An 18,702-nucleotide genomic window follows, 5' to 3' on the forward strand; every position below is an offset into this window, starting at 1 on the left:
GCTATACTGTTTTTGTCTCCAAAACATCATTATCCTTATGAGTATAAGTAATGTTTTTTGTCATCAGACTAACCACCACTAATACTGCAATGTTAACAAATAGCGCGATAATTCCGACATTCAGGTCTTTAATTGCTTGAGGAAGATAAGGAAACAGTTGACCAATTTTTATGTTCCCTAGTTCCATAATAGAGACTAGCACGCCTCCTGTTATAATCCCGGCGAATGCTCCTTGTTTGGTTACAAAATTCTTTCTCATCAAACTTGCGAAAAAGGCAGGAGCAAGTTGTGTGATAAAATTATAGGCGATTAAAGCAAGACTAAAGAGGGAATTTCCACCTTTAAAGGTCAAGTAAATCCCTACGAGCGAAATTAGCGGAACCAAGTATTTAACCAGTTTTGCAATCTGATTTTCCGTTGCTGATGGAGTGAATACGCTATATACATTTTTTGCGAGCAATGTTGATATTGACATCAACAGCATAGAGCTTGGCACTAAAGCAGCTAACACGCCAGTTCCACCAATTAAGCCCACAAACCATGGATCAAAATCCTGTTTAGAAAGTTGCAGCAAGATAAGATCGGCTTCGCTGCCTTTTAATCCAGGCGTCTGTAAGATAGCTGCAAATCCGACAAAAAAGGCAAACAACAAAATCAATTGGTACATTGGCATTAGGATTGCATTTTTTCTTAAAGCTTTTTCGCTAGAGGCGGCATAAATAGGAGAAAACCCGTGCGGCCACATATAAAATCCAATCGAACTTAATATAACGGTTGATATATACCACGAAACGCTCATTCCTTTATCCGGAAGTATGGTAAAGTTCGGCTTTGCACTTTCAATGGCCTCATACATAGGTTGAATACCGCCATAATAATGAAGAGGGAAATAAACTCCTAAAAATACGACGATGCCAAGAATCAGAATGTCCTTCAAAATAGCTGTCCTGGCAGAACCGTTAATACCGGAGACCATTACAAAAATGGTTACACCAATTGCTCCAACCCAAATGGCAGCTGTAGAGGAGATTGCGCCATATGATGTTGCAGAAACGATATACCCTAACCCCTTCAATTGCAGGACTAAGTAGCAGGTACAAGCTATAACACCAATAACCGCAACAAGCACACCAAGATAAGGACTTTGATATTTTTTTACAAAAAAATCAGATTGGGAAACTAATCGGTGTTTCTTTGCATACCTCCAGATAGCAGGAAATGTCCAGTAGGAGATAACTGTTGCCAGGCAGCCGTATGATACGATACTAAAGATAGAACCCCCTTCCCCATAAGCCGAACCACTTGCCCCTAAAAAGGTAAAGGTAGTATACATTTCACCTGCGGACAAGAGGAAAATCAGTAGGGTTCCCATTCCGCGTCCTCCAACCGACCATTGCTCTAAGTTCATTTCTTTCCCTTTTTTAGCCTGAATACCAATCAAAACAGAAATGACGAAAAAAAACAGGATGAAAAACACGGCAATATTCATTTTGAATCTCCCTCCTGATTAGCAGGATCAAATAGATAGATAATCCCCATAATACCTGTGGTTAGCACAGACCAGAGTACAATCCAAAAGTGAAAAAATGGCATTCCAAGTACATAGGGAGTCACTTTATTTGTAAACAAAGCGCCTACAATAAAGCCAAGAAACGGGATAATTCCGAGCCAATATATTTTTTTCATACGCTCAACCCCCTAGTATGATAGATTTAACACTTTAAAAGTCCCGTGAACAAATAACTTCACCCCATATTGTAAAGCCTGTTCATCGAAAGTGAATTGGGGATGATGGTGAGGATGAATAATCCCTTTTTCTTCATTACGAGCTCCTATTACAATATAAGATCCCGGAACTACTTTTTGAAAAGCAGAGAAGTCTTCACTTCCCATAATTGGCTTTAAAATCTCTCGACTTTCTTCACCAAATACTTCACAGACCGTTTCATCCATCAATCGAGTTACGTCTTCATCATTAATGGTCGGAGCATAACCGAACTGATAATCGATTTCATAAGTAGCTCCATGTGCTTCAGTAATTCCTTTTACAATCCGTTCCATAAAGGTTGGAATCTTTTCCCTCAGTTCCGGATTAAAGCTTCGAACGGAACCTCCAATACTTACACTACTTGGAATAACATTAATCGCACTTCCCGCATGGAACTGAGTCACTGAAATAACAAGAGCGTCCTGTGCATCTTGATATCTCGAAACAATGTGCTGGAGATTTGATACCACCTGAGTTCCAATTGCTATGGGATCAATGGTTAGTTCGGGCTGTGAGGCGTGCCCCCCCTTACCCACCACGGTAATGTTAAAAGTATCGGCTCCAGCCATCATCGGACCGTAACTCAAACCAATTTTCCCTAATGGAAGAGTCGACAAGAGATGAGTGCCAATGATCATATCTACTCCATTAAGCACACCGACCTCCACCATCTCTCGGGCTCCACCCGGCGGCAGTTCCTCAGCATGTTGAAATAAAAAACGCACCTCCCCTTTAATTTGATCCTTTAACTGGGTAAGAATCTTTGCCGTGCCAAGCAGCATCGCCGTATGTCCGTCATGTCCGCAAGCATGCATCACTCCTGAATTCTGTGACACAAAGTCAAAATCATTCTCTTCTTCAATTGGAAGCGCATCCATATCTGCCCGCAGTGCAATAACCTTCCCAGGCTGCCGGCCAATCAAACGAGCCATTATACTCGTTTTTGTCGGACGTGAAATTTCCAATTCACCAAAAGTTTGTAGCGTTTCATAAACAAATTGTGCTGTTTTTCCCTCCTGAAAAGACAGCTCAGGATACTTATGTAAATACCTTCTCCAAGCAATCACTTCATCTTTAACAGACTCGATCAAATCATGAACCATTATAGTTTGAGACATCCACTACAACCCCTTTTTCATTCAATTTACATAACAACCTCTAATTTAGGATAGTTTAAGGAAAAAATTCCTTAAATAGAGTATAATCTCACTCGGTCTTTATTACAATTATTTTTTGAAAATTCCAAACTGTTTTTTTACACTGCAACTAATTGTAAAATTTTTTTAATGCGACATGAAGTGGAAATAAAAAAGCACCCAAATTATGGGTGCCTGTAATTTATAATAATTGATAAATTTTACTCGGTCTTCCTCGGGTGGCGTTAGCCTCTTCACCAACGCATTGTGCCAAATCAACTTCGCACATATCGGCAACAATACGCCGTACATTGCGCTCTGTCATCTCAAGATGTGTCGCTAATTCCTTTGTTGTAAACTCACTCCAGCCCATTCTTTGAACGAGAGCCGATATCTTTTTATACGTTTTAACACTGATATTCCCCTTTTTCAACTTTTCGATAAGGAGTTTATTGTGGGTCTTGGCAGCATATTGCAGTTCTTTCTTTTTGCCTGGTGATTCGATAATCTTACCATCATCTTGAATAATCACAATTTCACGCTTCTTCATCTTTTTTGAATGTTGAATAGCACGAAAAGCATTAATTTCCGCCGAATAGGCAGTTTCGCCGAAGCCAATACCAACGGCAACGGTTGTATCTGCTTCAAAAGCCAATCTTTGAATGGTATCTTCGAGCGTAATGATTTCTCGTTCAATTACGCCGCGAGAACTAAAGATCATGTATCTTCCATTCCCTTTCTCTGAAAAGGAACCATTTATTTTTTCACCAAGTTTAATTAACATCTCTTTTAGCCGAAGCTCCAAGTACTGTAAATGATAAGGAGTTTTCATTTCCTCTGCCACTTTGTCAAAGTGTTCAACTTCAATGATCTCCACTCCGATTTGTGTATCCTTAAAGTAGGCAGTCTTTACTTTTTCAGAAAGAATTCGAAGCGTTTGCCGCACTTCCATCTTACTCATCGACATACGGTAGGCTGGAATGCCATATTCCCTTAAAACTTCACACACAGACGGAAAACAAGAAAAAGCGCCTTCTGTCTTTCCCTCATTCCATAAATTCAAGTGAAAATGAACCAATTCATCCGTATCAGCATCTGTCTCAAACACTTTCGTATAAATCTTTTTGGTTTTTATATTCAACTGTGACAAAGCTTCTTCGCTAATATTATTTGAGGACATAGTGTCGATACTTAGATGCTCAATGATTTTCCCTTGTTCGTAGATCAACTCTAAAAAGGATTTATAAAAACCTGATTCCGTAGCAGGAACATGGACCATTATTTTATCTGTACCTAGTGTTTTTTTTGCAATTTCATAGGGCAGTGGACCAGAAAAAAGCCATGCATGTACGTGAGAATCATGTTCTTTTACAATATTATCCACCTCTTCGGTCTTTACATAAGGCAATGAGATGAATTCCAACTCATGTTTATATTCTTCTGCCAAAACTAAAATTTGTTCTATAGAAGTTTCTAGACCGACTAGTCCGATTTTATACATCCAGTAATCGACTTCCTTTATCATCTGTAATATATTCATTGTTCTTTGTAGAATATTCTAGTTTAACGTAAGTCATGTTAGTGTAATGCTAATTCTTCTGCTATCTAACTTTTGCTCAATTTATATTGATTCCTGTTTAATAGTTGTTTTGTTACTCTTGATCATATCAGAAGCAAAAAGAAAAGTATGATAGAAATGAAATATATAGCTGTATTCACACCGCCGACTTTTCCCTTTTATACCATTTTATCATGCAACATGAAGGAAAAATACGTTGTATACGCTATTCAAATGATCCACAACTACTTTTGAATTCCAGCACATATAATCCATTTTTACAAACAAGAGCCTCGATTTTCAACTGAAATCGAGGCCTTCCAATCAATAAATATAAATTCTAGACTAGGTCTTGTTAATCCTCGTTGGAAGAGAACGAAAACGTGGATGCTCGGCAAGGATAGAACCCCTCATCTGTTTGACGACAGGATGTTCTGACGAAAAAAACTGATTTTTAGAATCGTAAAGCTCGATTAATTCTCCTTTTTCCAGTACACCCAAAGTATCAGCGATTGAATAGGCCGCTTTAATATCATGTGTAATAAAAAGATAAGATAAGCCGAAGTCTTTTTTTAACTCACTTAATAATTCTAAAATTATAGTTTGATTAACCATATCCAGACTACTTACGGATTCGTCTAAGACGATTAGCCTTGGCTTAAGAGAGATTGCTCTAGCAATATTAATTCTTTGCAATTGTCCACCGCTAAATTGGTGTGGGTATTTTTTCAAATCCCTTTCACTTAGGCCTACTCTTTCCAATAACTCAATCACGGTTCTTTTTTGTTCGGCTACGGTTAGTTTTTCATAGTTTTCTAATGGCTCGCCTATAATATGCTCGGCTGTCATTCGTGGATTGACAGATGAATACGAATCTTGAAAGACGACTTGTAGATCTCGGCGTATCTTTTGTCGAATATGCTTATCAGCAGTATAAATATCATGCCCTTGAAACAGAACTTGTCCTTGCTGTGGACGTTCTAAGCCAAGAATCACTTTTCCTAATGTGCTTTTTCCAGCTCCACTCGACCCAAGTAGTCCTAAACATGTTCCTTCGTCAATAGAGAGGGAAATGTCAGTGAGTACTTTTTTTGAATGGTCTTTCCATTTAAAAAACGTATGAGAATTATAGCTATGAGTTACTGCTTTTACTTGTAATAAACTCATTTGTTCACCCCTCAAAAGAATGCAATCTATATATCACAACATATGGGTGATAGGTTCTTCATGATTTAAGATAAGGCGGGCATTTAGCAGTTTCTTTGTATACTCATGCTGTGGATTATCAAATAATTCAAATACATTTGCAGTTTCTACAATTCTGCCATGTTGCATAACGACTACATCATCTGCCATTTCAGAAATGACTCCCAGATCATGAGAAATGAGTAAAATGGATGTTCCATATTCAGAACGAATTTTATCCAAGTGGCGAAGTACTTGTAATTGGTTATGAACGTCGAGTGCAGTTGTCGGCTCATCAGCAATAATAACGGAAGGATTTAAACATGCTGCCACCGCAATCATCACGCGTTGAAGCATACCTCCACTTAATTGAAAAGGGTAGCTTTTTAATAGTTTCGCTGGATCTGGCAGGTTTACATTCTGCATCGCAGCGATGGCAAGCTCTTTTGCTTGTTTTTTATTCAATGAGGTATGAGTCCTAATCGTTTCGATAAATTGATTGCCGATTGTAAAAACAGGCGTAAATGAATTCATCGGATTTTGCATAATGAAGGCAATATCCTTGCCACGAATTTCACGTATTTCTTTATCGTCTAAACCATTCAATTCTCGTCCTTGGAGGGTAATGCTTCCTTCAATCGTCGTTGTTTTCCGATCAAGAAGCTGCAGAATGGACATACTCGTAACGGTTTTACCACTCCCACTTTCCCCAACAAGCCCCAGTACCTTCCCTTTTTCCAGTTCAAAATTAATATCCTGAACGAGGGTGGAAGCACCATCTTTTGTTTGTACCTGTACATGTAGATCGCTCACTTTTAATACATTCGACCGTTCTGTTCTCAATCTTCTCATTCCTTTTTATTAACGACGTTTGACTCCAAAACGTTCTGATAGCGCTTCGCCTAATAAATTGAAGGTGACGACAACGAGCATAATCATCAAACCTGGATATAGCATTAATTCTGGATTCGTCCGGATATACGATTTCCCCTCATGAATCATTGCTCCCCATTCTGGAGTAGGGGGTTGCACACCTAAACCTAGAAACGACATGGCGGATATATCCATGATGGCCCAACCCATTTCCAATGTACCCATAACAGCGAGCGGAGGGAGAACATTTGGAACAATATGTTTCTTTATTATCTTCCATTGTGAAGAACCGCTTATTTTAGCTGCCGCAATATAGTTTTGTTCTTTCAGACTCAGTACCATTCCTCGGAAAATTCTCGCATAATACACCCATTGCACAAGCATCAATGCTAAGATGACCTGTTTAAGGCCAGGTCCCAATATACCAACAAGTCCAAGAATGAGCAAAAGATTCGGAAATGCCATAACACCATCACAAAGTCTCATTAGCAGCTGGTCAACCCATCCACCTTTATAACCAGCAATGGTTCCAATAATCAAACCGATGCCTAAAGATGAAATAAAGATTAATGTGGCAAATCCTAACGAAATGCGAGCTCCATATAGGATGCGTGATAACGTGCATCTTCCTAAATGATCAGTTCCCAATGGATACTCAAAGGAAGAGGGCTGTAGTTTATTAGCTAAATTGACAGCAATGGGATCATTAGGTGCAATCCAAGGAGCCAAGATGGTGATGATAAATAGGAAACTCAATATTATCGAACAAAGGACAATCACTTTCTGACTTCTCATCATAATGCGAAGACTTGTTATCATTGACGTTGCCCTCCTTTTCTGGAGATGCGTGGGTCGATGCACATTTGAATAAGGTCAACAATCAAGTTGCTAAAAATGAATAGTCCCGCTGCTAAAAGCACATAGCATTGAATGACAGGAACATCCCGATTAAAAATAGCTTCAATAAAATAACGACCAAATCCTGGCCAGGAAAAGACCGCTTCGACGATAATGGTTCCAGTCAGTAGCTTTCCTAAATTCATCCCTAGTCCCGTAATCATAGGAGATATGGCTATTCTCAATACATGTTTTCCCATAATCACTTTTTCATGAATCCCTCTTGTACGAGCAAAAAGGATATAAGGTTCCTGTAAATTTTCAAGAACACTGGCACGTAACAATCGAGTATACAAGGCTATTAATGGCAAAGCTAAAGTAATGGAAGGGAGAACCAGATGTTGCCAAGTCCCGATTCCTTCAACAGGAAATAGGTCGAGTTTAACAGAAAAGAAAAAAATCAATAAATAACCAAGCCAAAAAGAAGGGATGGATGCCCCGAAAAAAGAGAGAAGTCGACTAAAATGGTCAATACCACTGTTTTTCTTTATGCCTGCCAAAAAACCAAGAGGGACACTGACCAGGACCGCTAATATGATGCTACCTAAAGCTAACTGAATGGTCGCTGGCATTCGATATGTAACCTCGTCCCAAACAGGTTTATTCGAAACATAAGATATGCCAAAATCAAATTGGCATATCTTAATGATAGAGTTTACATATTGAACATGGAGGGGTTGATCTAAGCCAAACTCATGTCTTTTCTGAGCCAATATCTCATCTGTAGGCTGGATATGTGCTGCAGATAAATATGCCTCAGCTGGGTCCACGGGTGAAAGGTGAATCATTCCAAACGTTAGAAGAGTGGCCAAAAGAAAGATGGGAATGATGGCCATAATTCGTTTCAAGATATAAGTTCCCATGAAAACCCTCCTGTATCTGACTACTCGATGCTAATTCCTGTGAATGGATGTTCATCTCGGTTAGCAGGGAATGTGAAATTTGATACATCTTTTTGATAAACAGCTATTTTCTTAATATAAGAAATAGGTACAATAGCTCCTTGGTCTTGCAGTGATTCCAAAATAGTCGAGTAAAGTTCTTGACGTTCTTTTTCATCTGTTGTTCCAGGAACATCAGCAATTTGTTTTAACAACTTATCTCTGTTCGGATAAGATGAAATGGCTTCGTTAAATCCAAATCCTTCTGAACCAACGATGTTTACGAAAGTATGAGGATCATAGGGTGCGCCATAGTTACTAAAGAAATTCAATTCAAATTCATTAGCTTTGAATCTTTGAATTTGTACCGTAAGCTCAACTCCAACGATATTTAATTTAACACCCAGTGCCGCCCACTCAGATTGTAATGTTTCGGCCATTGCTTTTTGAATCGATTCTGCAGAGTCGTACATTAACTCGATTTCAAGTGGTTTTCCGTCTTTTTCACGAACGTTTTTTCCTTTTGGCAGCTTCCATCCTGCTTCATCTAATAAAGCTTGTGCTTTTTCAACATTATAATCAATCGCTGTTACATCAATGTCTGAAGTATAAGGGAAGTTTGTCGGTAAAATAAAATCTGCCTTCTCTTCCAACCCAGAAGTAACTCCGTCAACCATTGCCTTTTTATTAAATCCATATTGTAACGCCTGACGAACACGTAAATCTGAAAGCTGTTCTTTCTTCGTATTCATAACTAGTTGTCTTGTCGCAACCGGATCAGAAACACTAGTCTCATAGGTACCTGTTGTTTCTAATTGTTTGAACGAATCTAGACTGATAACGCCTTCACCATAAATAAGGTCTAGGTCTCCTTTTTCAAAAGCAAGAACTCGGGTTTCAGCATCAGGAATGATCTTGACTTTGATTTTCTTTACTTTAGGGAGTTCACCCCAATAATTTTCATTGCGTTTGAAAATAGCATATTCATCTGCTTTATATTCTTCCAAAATCCATGGGCCTGTACCGACTGGTTTTGTAACGCCTTTTGAAGTGTCACCATCTTTAGGGAATCCAGCATCACCTAAGAAACGGACTGGACGAACGACGGCTAACTCTTGAATAGTAGGATAATATGGCTCCTTTAATGTTAGTTTAAACGTGTTTTGGTCAATTACTTCCGTTTGATCCACTTTCGGAATAAAGCCCAACCAACTATGTAAATCAACATTCTTCAATATAGCATCAAAGTTCTTTTTCACAATTTCAGCATTAAAGCTTGTGCCGTCAGAAAATTTCACATCTTGACGTAGGTTGAACGTATATTCCTTCCCATCCTTGGAAATTTCCCAAGATTCAGCTAAATGTGGTTTCAGCTCGCCTCCATCTTGGTAGCTAACCAAAGGTTCATATACCATCGATTGAGCGAATAATTGAGAAGGATTATAGACATGCGGATTCATTTCACCTATATCCCTAGGCCAAGCAAAAGTAAGCATGTCTTTACTGTCTTTATTTGAAGTTGAATTTTCTTTGGATTCATTTGTACATCCAAGTAAAAGCGTTGATAAAATTAAAACGATGGCAGATATAAATAACACTTGTTTACTGTTTCTTCTTTTTGACATAACATTGGTTCCTCCAGTACCATATTGAGAATCATTTTCAATTCTAAAGAGTAACTATATTATTGTCAATATAATGTCGAAACTCTAGAATAATATGTTTTGTTAGAAACATAGAACCTCAATATCCTTTTCATTTATGAATGATGATGATGCTGCTCCAAATAATATATATATGAATTCAATCTCGCTTTGGAGAGTCTTCATCCCTTGTTGAAGTTGTCCTTTTTTCAGCATATCCCCCCACCCTACCAAACCTTCTTGCAAAAGTTGATTTCCCGACACCCGCGGACACTCCGATAACCACGATACATTCCATTGATATACCAGCTTCCTCACCTTATTTATTAAAATGACCAGTAAGCTTACCAAATACATATAATCTTTTTAACATCCTTCTCCCTCTATTCACCACTTTATTTCCATAAGAAAAGGCGACCCTTCTTAATGAAGAATCGCATCAGTTATAGAAAAGGATGTATGGTTACTGCGGTGTCCTGTCATGAACAAGCCTGCTTATTATTTTCCTCTATTAAATCAGTTGCCCTAAATGTTTCTTTGCCTCGTAATCAACGAGTTTTTCATCCTGCTTAATTCGTGCCAGATAATCCGGATTGGCGATAAGCGGACGTCCGATTGCCGCAACATCAATGATGCCTTTTTCCAGTGCGGCTTCTGCTGTTTCAGGATCAAGCCCTCCCACACCAACTATAATTCCATCCCAGTGGCTGCGTACCAATTCATGCATGGTCAATCCTCTTGCAATCGGTTTGGTGAATTCCATCGTGGACGGGTGAATCATTTTGACTCCTGTTTCTTTAAACGCTTCAATAAATGTTAGAATCGCTGTTTCAGGATCTTCCCACATGTAAGACGGCTGGTCAATTTTCAAAGCCGAGAAACGAATAAGGGTACGGTTCACTCCAACCGCATCAATAACCGCTTTTAGCACTTCCTTCATAAAGGTCAGGCGCTGTTTTAAATCACCACCGTACCGATCGGTCCTTTTATTGGAGGTGTCGGAATTGAACTGGTCTATTAAGTAGCCGTGTGCACCATGAATTTCAACGCCGTCAAAGCCAGCATCCATCGCATTCTTAGCAGCTTGTTTATATTGGTTCACCACTTCTTCAATATCCGTCTCTGTCATTTCTTCAGGAGTACCAAAAGGTTTTCCGAATCGTGAAACCTTTCCTTCAGCAGCGATAGAAGAAGGAGCCTGCGGAGGAAGTCCTCCTGCAATTTCATGGTGGCTTGCACGGCCAACATGCCAGATTTGCGCTATGATCGTTCCGCCTTCAGCGTGTACAGCTTCCGTTACTTTTTTCCAACCGTTGATTTGCTCTTGTGTATATATTCCGGGAACTCCAGGATTGCCCTTTGCCCTTGGTGAAATCACTACACCTTCAGTAATGATAAGTCCGATTCCATCTTGAGCCCGTTTTCGGTAATATTCTACGGTCAGGTCATTTACAACACCGGTTTCGTTATCGGCAAACGACCGTGTCATAGGAGCCATTGCCGTTCTTGTTCTTAAGTTCCATGCACCTATTGTTACAGGTTCAAACATTTTGGTCTTTATTGTATTCATTTGAATTCCTCCTGTTAACCGTTTTATTGAGCTGACTTTTAGTAACTATTATTGTGTAAGATTATCCGATAAGTGGTTAATTTTCAAATAATTCACTCTGATCTTCATAGTTTTTGATAAAATATGGTAAAAAGGATCAGTAAAAAACATGGTATTCTTGTTAACTTTTAGATATTAAGGAACAGGATAGCACAAGAATGTTTAAAAGGACTGGACATAACCTTATTAAAAATTAAAAAGATGGGGTGTTTTTTATGTGGAAACGACAAATGGTTGAAACAAGCCGTGGAAAGTTCGAGGTCTTTGTCCAAGGAGAAGGTGAACCTGTTTGTATCACTCATTTATATAGCGAATTTAATGAACTTGGCTATTATTTTGCTGATAATTTTGTAAGTGATTTTAAAGTTTATCTTGTAAATTTAAAGGGAGCGGGAAACTCTTGTAATGCAGAGTCAGACGAAGAAATGAGTATGGTTCAATCAGTTATGGATCTGGAAGCTATTAGGGAAGCATTAGTATTGGAGCTATGGAGTTTTGCAGGACATTCAACTGGAGGAATGTTAGGGTTGGTCTATGTAACATCATTTCCTAATACCCTTTCAAAGTTAATGGTCGGAGGGGCTACTGCTACAAAAAAGTATATGGAACACGAAGGAAGTATGTATAGCCCCAGTAGTTCACTTAACAAGAGGTTGAAAGAGATATTCTCTATTTTGAAGTCTCCGGATACCACTATTGAGGAAAGAAGATCTGCCAATAGAGAATGGACAGATATGTCTTTATACAATATTGAAAAAAAAGCTGAATATTTCCAAAAACCTTCCAGTGGCAAAGTAGTACATAGAAGGTTAGATTACTTTTCTTTTAATGACCTACCTAATTTTGATTTACAAAAAGAACTATCAAATGTTAGAATTCCCACCATTGTTTATTGTGGACGACATGATGCACAATGCCCTTTAGTCTTCTCAGAAGAAATCAATGCTGGATTGATGGATTCGAAACTTTATATCTTTGAAGAGAGTAACCACTTCCCTTATTTAGAAGAAAATGCGAAGTTCCTTAATATGGTTTCGGACTTTCGAAGAATAGAATACAAAACAGTGTAACTAATGGGGCGTAAAAAATTATTAAATTCTTTAAAAACACCAATATCCTTTTTCGAACAAAAAAGCCAGACAGAGAAAATCTTTTCCCTGCTGGCTAATTTATCTTTTTTCATTAATATATCTTATCAGTCTCGTGCTGTTCTGATAAAAAACGACACGATCAAGCCAATGATTGCTAGGACAAGACCGAAAATGAAGGCATCTTGAACGCCTGCAGTCAATGAGCCGCTAATGGCAGATGGATCGAACGGATCTTCTGCATTTGCCATATAATTTTTTTGTGATGCTGACATGATGGTAATGGCAACGGTTGTACCGATGGCCCCCGATACTTGTTGCAATGTATTCATTAGAGCCGTTCCATCCGGATAAAGATTTTTCGGCAGTTGATTCAGCCCATTTGTTTGGGCAGGCATCATGACCATCGAAACACCGATCATAAGGAGAGTATGCATGACGATTACCATAATGATCGATGTTTCAGTCGTTACGTTCGTCAAAGTCCATAACATGGCAATCATGATAATGAAGCCTGGGATCACTAATCCCCTTGGTCCAAACTTATCAAAAATGCGCCCCGTAACCGGCGACATGATACCATTAAGCACTCCACCAGGTAAAAGTACGAGCCCAGCAGAAAACGCAGCTAATGCAAGCCCGGTTTGCAAGTATAACGGTAAGAGAATCATGGATGACATGATGATCATGAAGGTGATGAAGACGGTTATTAACCCTAACGTGAACATCGGATATTTAAAAACGCGCAAGTCAATCATCGGTTTATCCATGTTGAATTGTCTTACAGCAAACAGGAACAGCGCTATAAGGCCAACAATGATCGAGGATAGAACTATCGCATTACTCCACCCTTGCTCTCCAACAATACTAAAGCCATAAACAATTCCACCAAAACCAATGGTCGATAAAATAATGGATGGTACATCGATTTTAGGTTTTGTGATTGTTGAAACGTTTTGCATATACTTGAGACCGAATAGTAAAGCGATCACAAAGAACGGCAAAGACACCCAGAAAATGTAATTCCATTTTAGATTTTCAATAATCAAACCTGAAACTGTCGGACCGATTGCTGGGGCAAACATGATCACCAGCCCCATCAACCCCATCGTCGCTCCCCTTTTATGAATAGGGAAAATCAATAAAATGGTATTGAACATGAGAGGCAATAAAAGACCCGTTCCGATTGCCTGGACGACACGGGCTAGCATCAAGATGCCGAACCCAGGTGCAATTGCTGCAATGAGCGTCCCAATGATGGAGAACACCATTGATGCAATGAATAATTGACGAGTGTTGAACCACTGAATCAAGAGTCCCGAAACGGGAACCAATATCCCCAATGTCAATAAGTAACCCGTTGTCAGCCATTGCACGGTGGAAGGACTGACATTGAATTCCTGTATTAAATCCCCCAACGCCATGTTTAATGCCGTCTCGCTGAATAACCCAATGAACCCCGCAATTAAAAAAGCAATTAAAATGGGGGTCGTTCTAATGACTGGGTTTTGTTGCTGTGTTGCATCTGTAGACATAAAATGATTCCTCCAATTACTAACTGTTCGACCTAAGCTTAAAATAATTTTTCCGTATGACTTATTTATTTATCAGCAATAATGGTATCTGTTCCGCAATGGCTTGGAGAGGTTCCCCGTTTTTCGCCGTTAAGGCTAAAAGGATACCGCCTTCAATTAAAGCATTAATTACGATACTCAATTCTTTTGCCCGTTTCTCACTGAATTCCGCCTCGAGTAATTTCTTCACATATATGGATTGCCAATCTTCTATCGCTTCTTGACAAGCCTTTCTTATCTGCTCACTCGTCGTATATGTTTCCGCTGCAATCGTCCCGATTGGCAGTCCTAATAGATTTTCACTATCACCAAAAACCTCGGATAAATGAAAAATATGAGCCTGAATGGCTTTGATAGGGTCTTCAATTTCATCAAATCCCCGTTTAATTTCATCTATCACGAATTCTTTTGTATGAATAATCGCCTCGATTGCCAATTCTTCTTTGCCTTTCGGAAAATAATGATACAGCGAACCTTTTGGGATACCACTTTCCTCAATAATGTCCTTAAGCCCTACACCATAATATCCACGTATTCGAAAAAGCCGGGAAGCAGCTTCAATAAGAATGTCTTTCGAGTTTCGTTTTTCTGCCATAGCTGGATCACTCCTTGAAATTATATCAACCGGTCTATTAGAGACTATACTTGTATATCATTGTTTTGTCAAAGATGACAGCCTTTGAGTGGATGGGATTTACTAATGAACCCATTTGAAATACTTTTACAACAAAAAGAACACCTCATATTGGTGTTCTCTGCAAGTTTAAAGAATCGAGGAAATCAATACCTTCTATATTGTACCCAGTATTTATTAAACGCTTCCAAATATCAAACACATCGGCCTATCTTTTCATAACATATTCGGTATCTTTAAGGATTCTTGTCATGATTTTTGAAATCAAGAATAGCAATTACAAACATGCCAAAGCTTAGCATCAGGGAAATAACTTCGAAAGTACCCATTCACATCGCCTCCTTACATCCAGCTTTTCCTGATCGGAGATTGTCCTATACAAGGAAAAACATGAATCAGAAACTTTTAATCAAAAAAAGAGTAAACCCAATCAGGGTCTACCCTCCTACTTCAGTCATATCATTTAAATATCTAAAGTTCCCATTCTTGAGAACTTCCTTTTCAAATAAACCATTCCTGTTAATAACCCAGTCTTTTTTCCACAACGTTCATTAGTGGTTCACCTTCAGAAAAAAGTTTTAAATTTTTCAGGAATAACTCCATCACACGATCTAAGTGTTTGGAAGAGTTGTAAGCATTATGTGGGGAAACCATGACATTTTCCAGCTGCCAGAAAGGGTGATCCTTAGGTAAAGGTTCTACTTCAAACACATCGAGAGCCGCTCCTGCTATGTGCCCATTGCTTAAGGAATGAATTAAATCTTCATCCACAATCGTATTACCCCGGCCGACATTTAATACATAGCTGCCTTTTTTCATTTTATTTAAGCGTTCTTTATTAAAAAAGTATGAGGTATCTTTCGTAAACGGAAGTGCCAAGACGACAAAATCGGACCTAGAAAGGACTTCATCCACTTGATCCATGCCCATTATCAAATCAGCAGGTTCATATTCGTCGTTCCTCTTGGCGGGATTCCGGCGGCACCCAATAACGGTCATACCTAGTGCTTTACATCTCTTTGCTATCTCATAGCCTATATCACCATACCCAATAATCCCCACAGTAGAATTCTCAAGGTCTTTCACAGGAATTTCAACCCAAGTTTTGTTTATTTGATTTCTGATCATTGCCGGCACACCTCTTGCTAACGAAGATAGCATCGCAATTGTATGCTCGGCTATCGGAACGGATGTGCAGCCTTTGACATTGGTGATGATGACATCGCTGTTTTGTATATCTTCAGTCAGCATGGCCTCCACTCCAGCACTGTCTGAATGGACCCATTTAATCTTTGGAGCTTTTTTTATAATGTTAAGATTATCATGAAGCCCTAGCGTATAAAGGACATCAAACTTCGATAGATCAACCGTTGGCTGTGGTTCAGGTTCGCCGAATTCCCATGGCTCGACAACAACTTCTGAACAAATCTCCTTAAACTCGTTGATGTATTTTTCCGGTATATCGACCCTTATATAAAGTGAAGGTGATTTTTTCTTGGAAGCGGACATTATAAAACCTCCTCAAGAACCTATGTTAAATGTGAATGCAATCATACCATACATTGCTTTATGATCACTTCAAGAAATCTGGTTGCTCTTTTCTGATTCTGTCCCAAAGAGGCTGAAAACTCAGCCATCCCTCATATTCCGTTCCCGTTTGTTCTGCCGTTAGCTTTGCATACTCTTCTTCAATAAAAATGGGCTTACCTACAGATTCAGCCATTATCTGTGCTTGACATGAACGCTCCATCGTTATGAACCACCAAGCAGCTGAATCTACAGATTGACCCACCGTTAACAATCCATGGTTGCGAAGGATGACAGCTTTGTATTGACCTAGAGCCCTGGCAATGCGTTTCCCTTCTTCAGATGCATAAACCACACCAGTAAAATCATCAAATAATGCATGATCATTGTAAAATTGGCAGGCATCTTGCGTAATCGGATCTAACAGTCTCCCTAAAGAAGACCATGTCTTTCCATATACCGAATGAGCATGTGCCGCTGCAATAGCATCCGGTCGTGCTTTATGAATTTCCGAATGAATGGCAAAGGCAGCACCATTTACTGAATGTTCACCCTCTACAATTTCACCTTTATGATTTACCAATATCAGATCTGAAACGGAAATTTGACTAAAGTGCATCCCAAACGGATTGACCCAGAAATGGTCTGTATATTTAGGATCACGGACCGTAATGTGGCCAGCTATCCCTTCATCGAATCCAAACTTTGAAAAAAGACGGAATGAAGCTGCCAACCGTTCTTTCCGGTGATTGCGTTCTTCTTCCATAGTATTGAATGTTGCGGGTTGCAGGGAAATTGTCTTTGTCATCTTTCTTTCCTCCTCGATTCTTTTTCCTTTTTTTGCTGACCAATCAATTAGCCATGGTATCCATGTCAGCTTTACCCTTTCCATCTTGCTTGACTTCACTTTTGTTCTCGTTATTTTTATTGGAACTTAGGAAAGTAAGTACAGTAATGACGACAAAACTAGTAGCAAGCCCGTACAGAATTGGTTGTGTGGAGGAAGGTCCATTAATCACCAATCCCACAATAATAACGACCATACTTGCCAGAATGGAGTAAAATGCAGCCGTAGCCGTGACCCTCTTCCAAAAGAAGCCAAGGATGATCGGAAAGAACACAGCACCGGATAAAATTGCGTAAGCTACATCCAATGCAACTAAAATATCTTGAATCCATATTGAAACGATTATGGTCAATACACCAATCGTTAAAGTTGTAATCCGGGATGTTTTTAAAAATTGTCGTTCACTCATTCCGGGACCGATATATTTTTTTATGATGTCATTAACAACTAGAGTGGAAGAAGCAAGCAACGTTCCTGAAGCTGTAGACATAAGGGCAGATACCACACTCGCAATGACAACCCCCAATAGACCAGCAGGTAAAGTTTCCATCGCTATACTAGTAAATGCATTTTGTGGATCTCCTAAATTAGGAAGGATAATAAAAGCGCACATTCCAATTATACTGATTGCAATCGCATAAAAAACACTATATATTCCTGCTCCAACCGTTCCGCCACGAGATATCGCTTTGGTTCGTGCGGTAAAAAGACGCTGCCAAATATCTTGTCCAACAACAACCCCTAGAGTAAATAATAAGAAGTATTGAAAAATTGTCTCTCCGCCAATATTTCCTAACTCGAAATGTGATGCAGGGAGATTTTCCTTAAGCGAGCCCCACCCTCCTGCCTTAGAGACGCTCATTGGAAGCATGATAAAGAAAATACCGATCGTCATGATGACAAATTGCACGACATCAGTCATGGTGACGGACCACATACCTCCTAATATTGTATAAAATAAAACGATTCCGCCCCCGACTATCATGGAAACCGTTAAATTCCAGCCAGCCAAAACATGTAATATCGTCCCCATCCCAATCACTTGCGTTACAGTCAGCATGAATGTATAGATGACAGAGACCAGGGCACTGATCAATCTTGTTTGAGAATTGTAACGCTTCTCAAGCATCTCACTGATCGTCAGCACTTTTAAATCAAATATCTTATTTGTTAAAAACAACCCGATAGCGATAATGCCGAGACCGATCATCACCACTAGCCAAATACCGGATATCCCAAACTGATAACCTAACTTTGCTGTTCCTAGAGTAGAAGCACCCCCTAATATCACAGCAGCTAAACAGGATAAATACATAAAATGACCCAGATTACGCCCTGCTACAATGAAATCATCTGCTGTTTTTGCCCGTTTGGACCCGATTACTCCCACAATGATTAAAACAGAAAAATATAGAGTCATGATCGATATATCCAAAATATGCATTTACACATCTCCTTTTGGGGTTGTTTTGTTTTTATCGC

At 39.2% G+C, this 18,702-nt stretch carries 17 protein-coding genes; 1 reads left to right on the forward strand and 16 read right to left on the reverse strand.

All coding sequences use genetic code 11. The annotated features are described in order from the left end of the window. Window position 1: 1 nt before the first annotated feature. The 10 genes from QUF86_RS01170 to QUF86_RS01215 form a co-directional block, all read right to left on the reverse strand. Complete coding sequence (locus QUF86_RS01170; protein WP_289317799.1) at window positions 2-1,489, reverse strand: sodium:solute symporter family protein; 1,488 nt, start codon at window positions 1,487-1,489, stop codon at window positions 2-4. Then, a complete protein-coding gene (locus QUF86_RS01175) occupies window positions 1,486-1,686 on the reverse strand; it encodes a DUF3311 domain-containing protein (protein ID WP_289317800.1) in 201 nt (66 codons plus the stop codon). The genes QUF86_RS01170 and QUF86_RS01175 overlap by 4 nt, the downstream gene beginning before the upstream one ends. Before the next feature lie 12 nt (window positions 1,687-1,698). After that, window positions 1,699-2,886: a M20 family metallopeptidase gene (locus QUF86_RS01180; protein WP_289333372.1), complete on the reverse strand. Its 1,188-nt coding sequence runs from the start codon at window positions 2,884-2,886 to the stop codon at window positions 1,699-1,701. A gap of 220 nt (window positions 2,887-3,106) precedes the next feature. Continuing rightward, complete coding sequence (locus tag QUF86_RS01185) at window positions 3,107-4,405, reverse strand: helix-turn-helix domain-containing protein (RefSeq protein ID WP_289333373.1); 1,299 nt, start codon at window positions 4,403-4,405, stop codon at window positions 3,107-3,109. Window positions 4,406-4,807: 402 nt separating this feature from the next. Then, on the reverse strand, window positions 4,808-5,629 hold the full coding sequence (gene nikE, locus QUF86_RS01190; RefSeq protein ID WP_289317802.1) for a nickel import ATP-binding protein NikE: 822 nt from the start codon (window positions 5,627-5,629) through the stop codon (window positions 4,808-4,810). 33 nt (window positions 5,630-5,662) lie between these two features. Beyond that, complete coding sequence (gene nikD, locus QUF86_RS01195; RefSeq protein WP_289333374.1) at window positions 5,663-6,490, reverse strand: nickel import ATP-binding protein NikD; 828 nt, start codon at window positions 6,488-6,490, stop codon at window positions 5,663-5,665. A gap of 18 nt (window positions 6,491-6,508) precedes the next feature. Next, entirely contained in the window at window positions 6,509-7,339 is an 831-nt protein-coding gene (gene nikC / locus QUF86_RS01200) for a nickel ABC transporter permease subunit NikC (protein ID WP_289333375.1), read from the reverse strand. Next, a complete protein-coding gene (gene nikB, locus QUF86_RS01205; protein ID WP_289333376.1) occupies window positions 7,336-8,280 on the reverse strand; it encodes a nickel ABC transporter permease subunit NikB in 945 nt (314 codons plus the stop codon). Before nikB ends, nikC begins: the two co-directional genes overlap by 4 nt. A 20-nt stretch (window positions 8,281-8,300) precedes the next feature. Next, window positions 8,301-9,923 carry a nickel ABC transporter substrate-binding protein gene (gene nikA / locus QUF86_RS01210; protein ID WP_289333377.1) on the reverse strand — a complete coding sequence of 541 codons (1,623 nt, stop codon included), beginning with the start codon at window positions 9,921-9,923 and terminating at the stop codon, window positions 8,301-8,303. Between the two features lie 529 nt (window positions 9,924-10,452). After that, a complete protein-coding gene (locus QUF86_RS01215; protein WP_483313901.1) occupies window positions 10,453-11,511 on the reverse strand; it encodes an alkene reductase in 1,059 nt (352 codons plus the stop codon). Between the two features lie 254 nt (window positions 11,512-11,765). Here QUF86_RS01215 and QUF86_RS01220 point away from each other — a divergent pair, with 254 nt between their 5' ends. Continuing rightward, entirely contained in the window at window positions 11,766-12,620 is an 855-nt protein-coding gene (locus tag QUF86_RS01220) for an alpha/beta fold hydrolase (RefSeq protein ID WP_289333378.1), read from the forward strand. 125 nt (window positions 12,621-12,745) lie between these two features. Here QUF86_RS01220 and QUF86_RS01225 read toward each other — a convergent pair whose 3' ends face one another. The 6 genes from QUF86_RS01225 to QUF86_RS01250 all read right to left on the reverse strand — a co-directional run bounded on the left by QUF86_RS01225 (window position 12,746) and on the right by QUF86_RS01250 (window position 18,664). Next, a complete protein-coding gene (locus QUF86_RS01225) occupies window positions 12,746-14,173 on the reverse strand; it encodes an MDR family MFS transporter (protein WP_289317809.1) in 1,428 nt (475 codons plus the stop codon). 61 nt (window positions 14,174-14,234) lie between these two features. After that, window positions 14,235-14,807 (reverse strand): TetR/AcrR family transcriptional regulator, encoded by a 573-nt coding sequence (locus QUF86_RS01230; RefSeq protein WP_289333379.1) that lies wholly within the window; start codon window positions 14,805-14,807, stop codon window positions 14,235-14,237. A gap of 275 nt (window positions 14,808-15,082) precedes the next feature. Further along, the gene (locus QUF86_RS01235) at window positions 15,083-15,175 is read right to left on the reverse strand and encodes a putative holin-like toxin (RefSeq protein WP_220126990.1); all 93 of its coding nucleotides are present in this window, start codon (window positions 15,173-15,175) and stop codon (window positions 15,083-15,085) included. Between the two features lie 190 nt (window positions 15,176-15,365). Further along, window positions 15,366-16,355, reverse strand: a complete 990-nt coding sequence (locus tag QUF86_RS01240; RefSeq protein WP_289317819.1) for a D-2-hydroxyacid dehydrogenase — start codon at window positions 16,353-16,355, stop codon at window positions 15,366-15,368. 64 nt (window positions 16,356-16,419) lie between these two features. Next, entirely contained in the window at window positions 16,420-17,265 is an 846-nt protein-coding gene (locus QUF86_RS01245) for a class II aldolase/adducin family protein (RefSeq protein ID WP_289317820.1), read from the reverse strand. Next, a complete protein-coding gene (locus QUF86_RS01250) occupies window positions 17,225-18,664 on the reverse strand; it encodes a sodium:solute symporter family protein (protein WP_289323833.1) in 1,440 nt (479 codons plus the stop codon). The genes QUF86_RS01245 and QUF86_RS01250 overlap by 41 nt, the downstream gene beginning before the upstream one ends. Window positions 18,665-18,702 lie beyond the last annotated feature (38 nt).

The organism is Peribacillus sp. NJ11 (assembly GCF_030348405.1).
GTDB lineage: Bacteria > Bacillota > Bacilli > Bacillales > DSM-1321 > Peribacillus.

Excerpts from the sequence above, each read along its gene's own strand:
- QUF86_RS01230 (WP_289333379.1), bottom strand. The coding sequence starts at position 14,807 with ATGGCAGAAAAACGAAACTCGAAAGACATTCTTATTGAAGCTGCTTCC.
- QUF86_RS01250 (WP_289323833.1), bottom strand. The coding sequence starts at position 18,664 with ATGCATATTTTGGATATATCGATCATGACTCTATATTTTTCTGTTTTA.
- QUF86_RS01220 (WP_289333378.1), top strand. The coding sequence starts at position 11,766 with ATGTGGAAACGACAAATGGTTGAAACAAGCCGTGGAAAGTTCGAGGTC.
- QUF86_RS01180 (WP_289333372.1), bottom strand. The coding sequence starts at position 2,886 with ATGTCTCAAACTATAATGGTTCATGATTTGATCGAGTCTGTTAAAGAT.
- nikA (WP_289333377.1), bottom strand. The coding sequence starts at position 9,923 with ATGTCAAAAAGAAGAAACAGTAAACAAGTGTTATTTATATCTGCCATC.
- QUF86_RS01170 (WP_289317799.1), bottom strand. The coding sequence starts at position 1,489 with ATGAATATTGCCGTGTTTTTCATCCTGTTTTTTTTCGTCATTTCTGTT.
- QUF86_RS01215 (WP_483313901.1), bottom strand. The coding sequence starts at position 11,511 with ATGAATACAATAAAGACCAAAATGTTTGAACCTGTAACAATAGGTGCA.
- QUF86_RS01240 (WP_289317819.1), bottom strand. The coding sequence starts at position 16,355 with ATGTCCGCTTCCAAGAAAAAATCACCTTCACTTTATATAAGGGTCGAT.
- nikE (WP_289317802.1), bottom strand. The coding sequence starts at position 5,629 with ATGAGTTTATTACAAGTAAAAGCAGTAACTCATAGCTATAATTCTCAT.
- QUF86_RS01225 (WP_289317809.1), bottom strand. The coding sequence starts at position 14,173 with ATGTCTACAGATGCAACACAGCAACAAAACCCAGTCATTAGAACGACC.
- QUF86_RS01235 (WP_220126990.1), bottom strand. The coding sequence starts at position 15,175 with ATGGGTACTTTCGAAGTTATTTCCCTGATGCTAAGCTTTGGCATGTTT.
- nikB (WP_289333376.1), bottom strand. The coding sequence starts at position 8,280 with ATGGGAACTTATATCTTGAAACGAATTATGGCCATCATTCCCATCTTT.
- QUF86_RS01245 (WP_289317820.1), bottom strand. The coding sequence starts at position 17,265 with ATGGAAAGGGTAAAGCTGACATGGATACCATGGCTAATTGATTGGTCA.
- nikC (WP_289333375.1), bottom strand. The coding sequence starts at position 7,339 with ATGATAACAAGTCTTCGCATTATGATGAGAAGTCAGAAAGTGATTGTC.
- QUF86_RS01175 (WP_289317800.1), bottom strand. The coding sequence starts at position 1,686 with ATGAAAAAAATATATTGGCTCGGAATTATCCCGTTTCTTGGCTTTATT.
- QUF86_RS01185 (WP_289333373.1), bottom strand. The coding sequence starts at position 4,405 with ATGTATAAAATCGGACTAGTCGGTCTAGAAACTTCTATAGAACAAATT.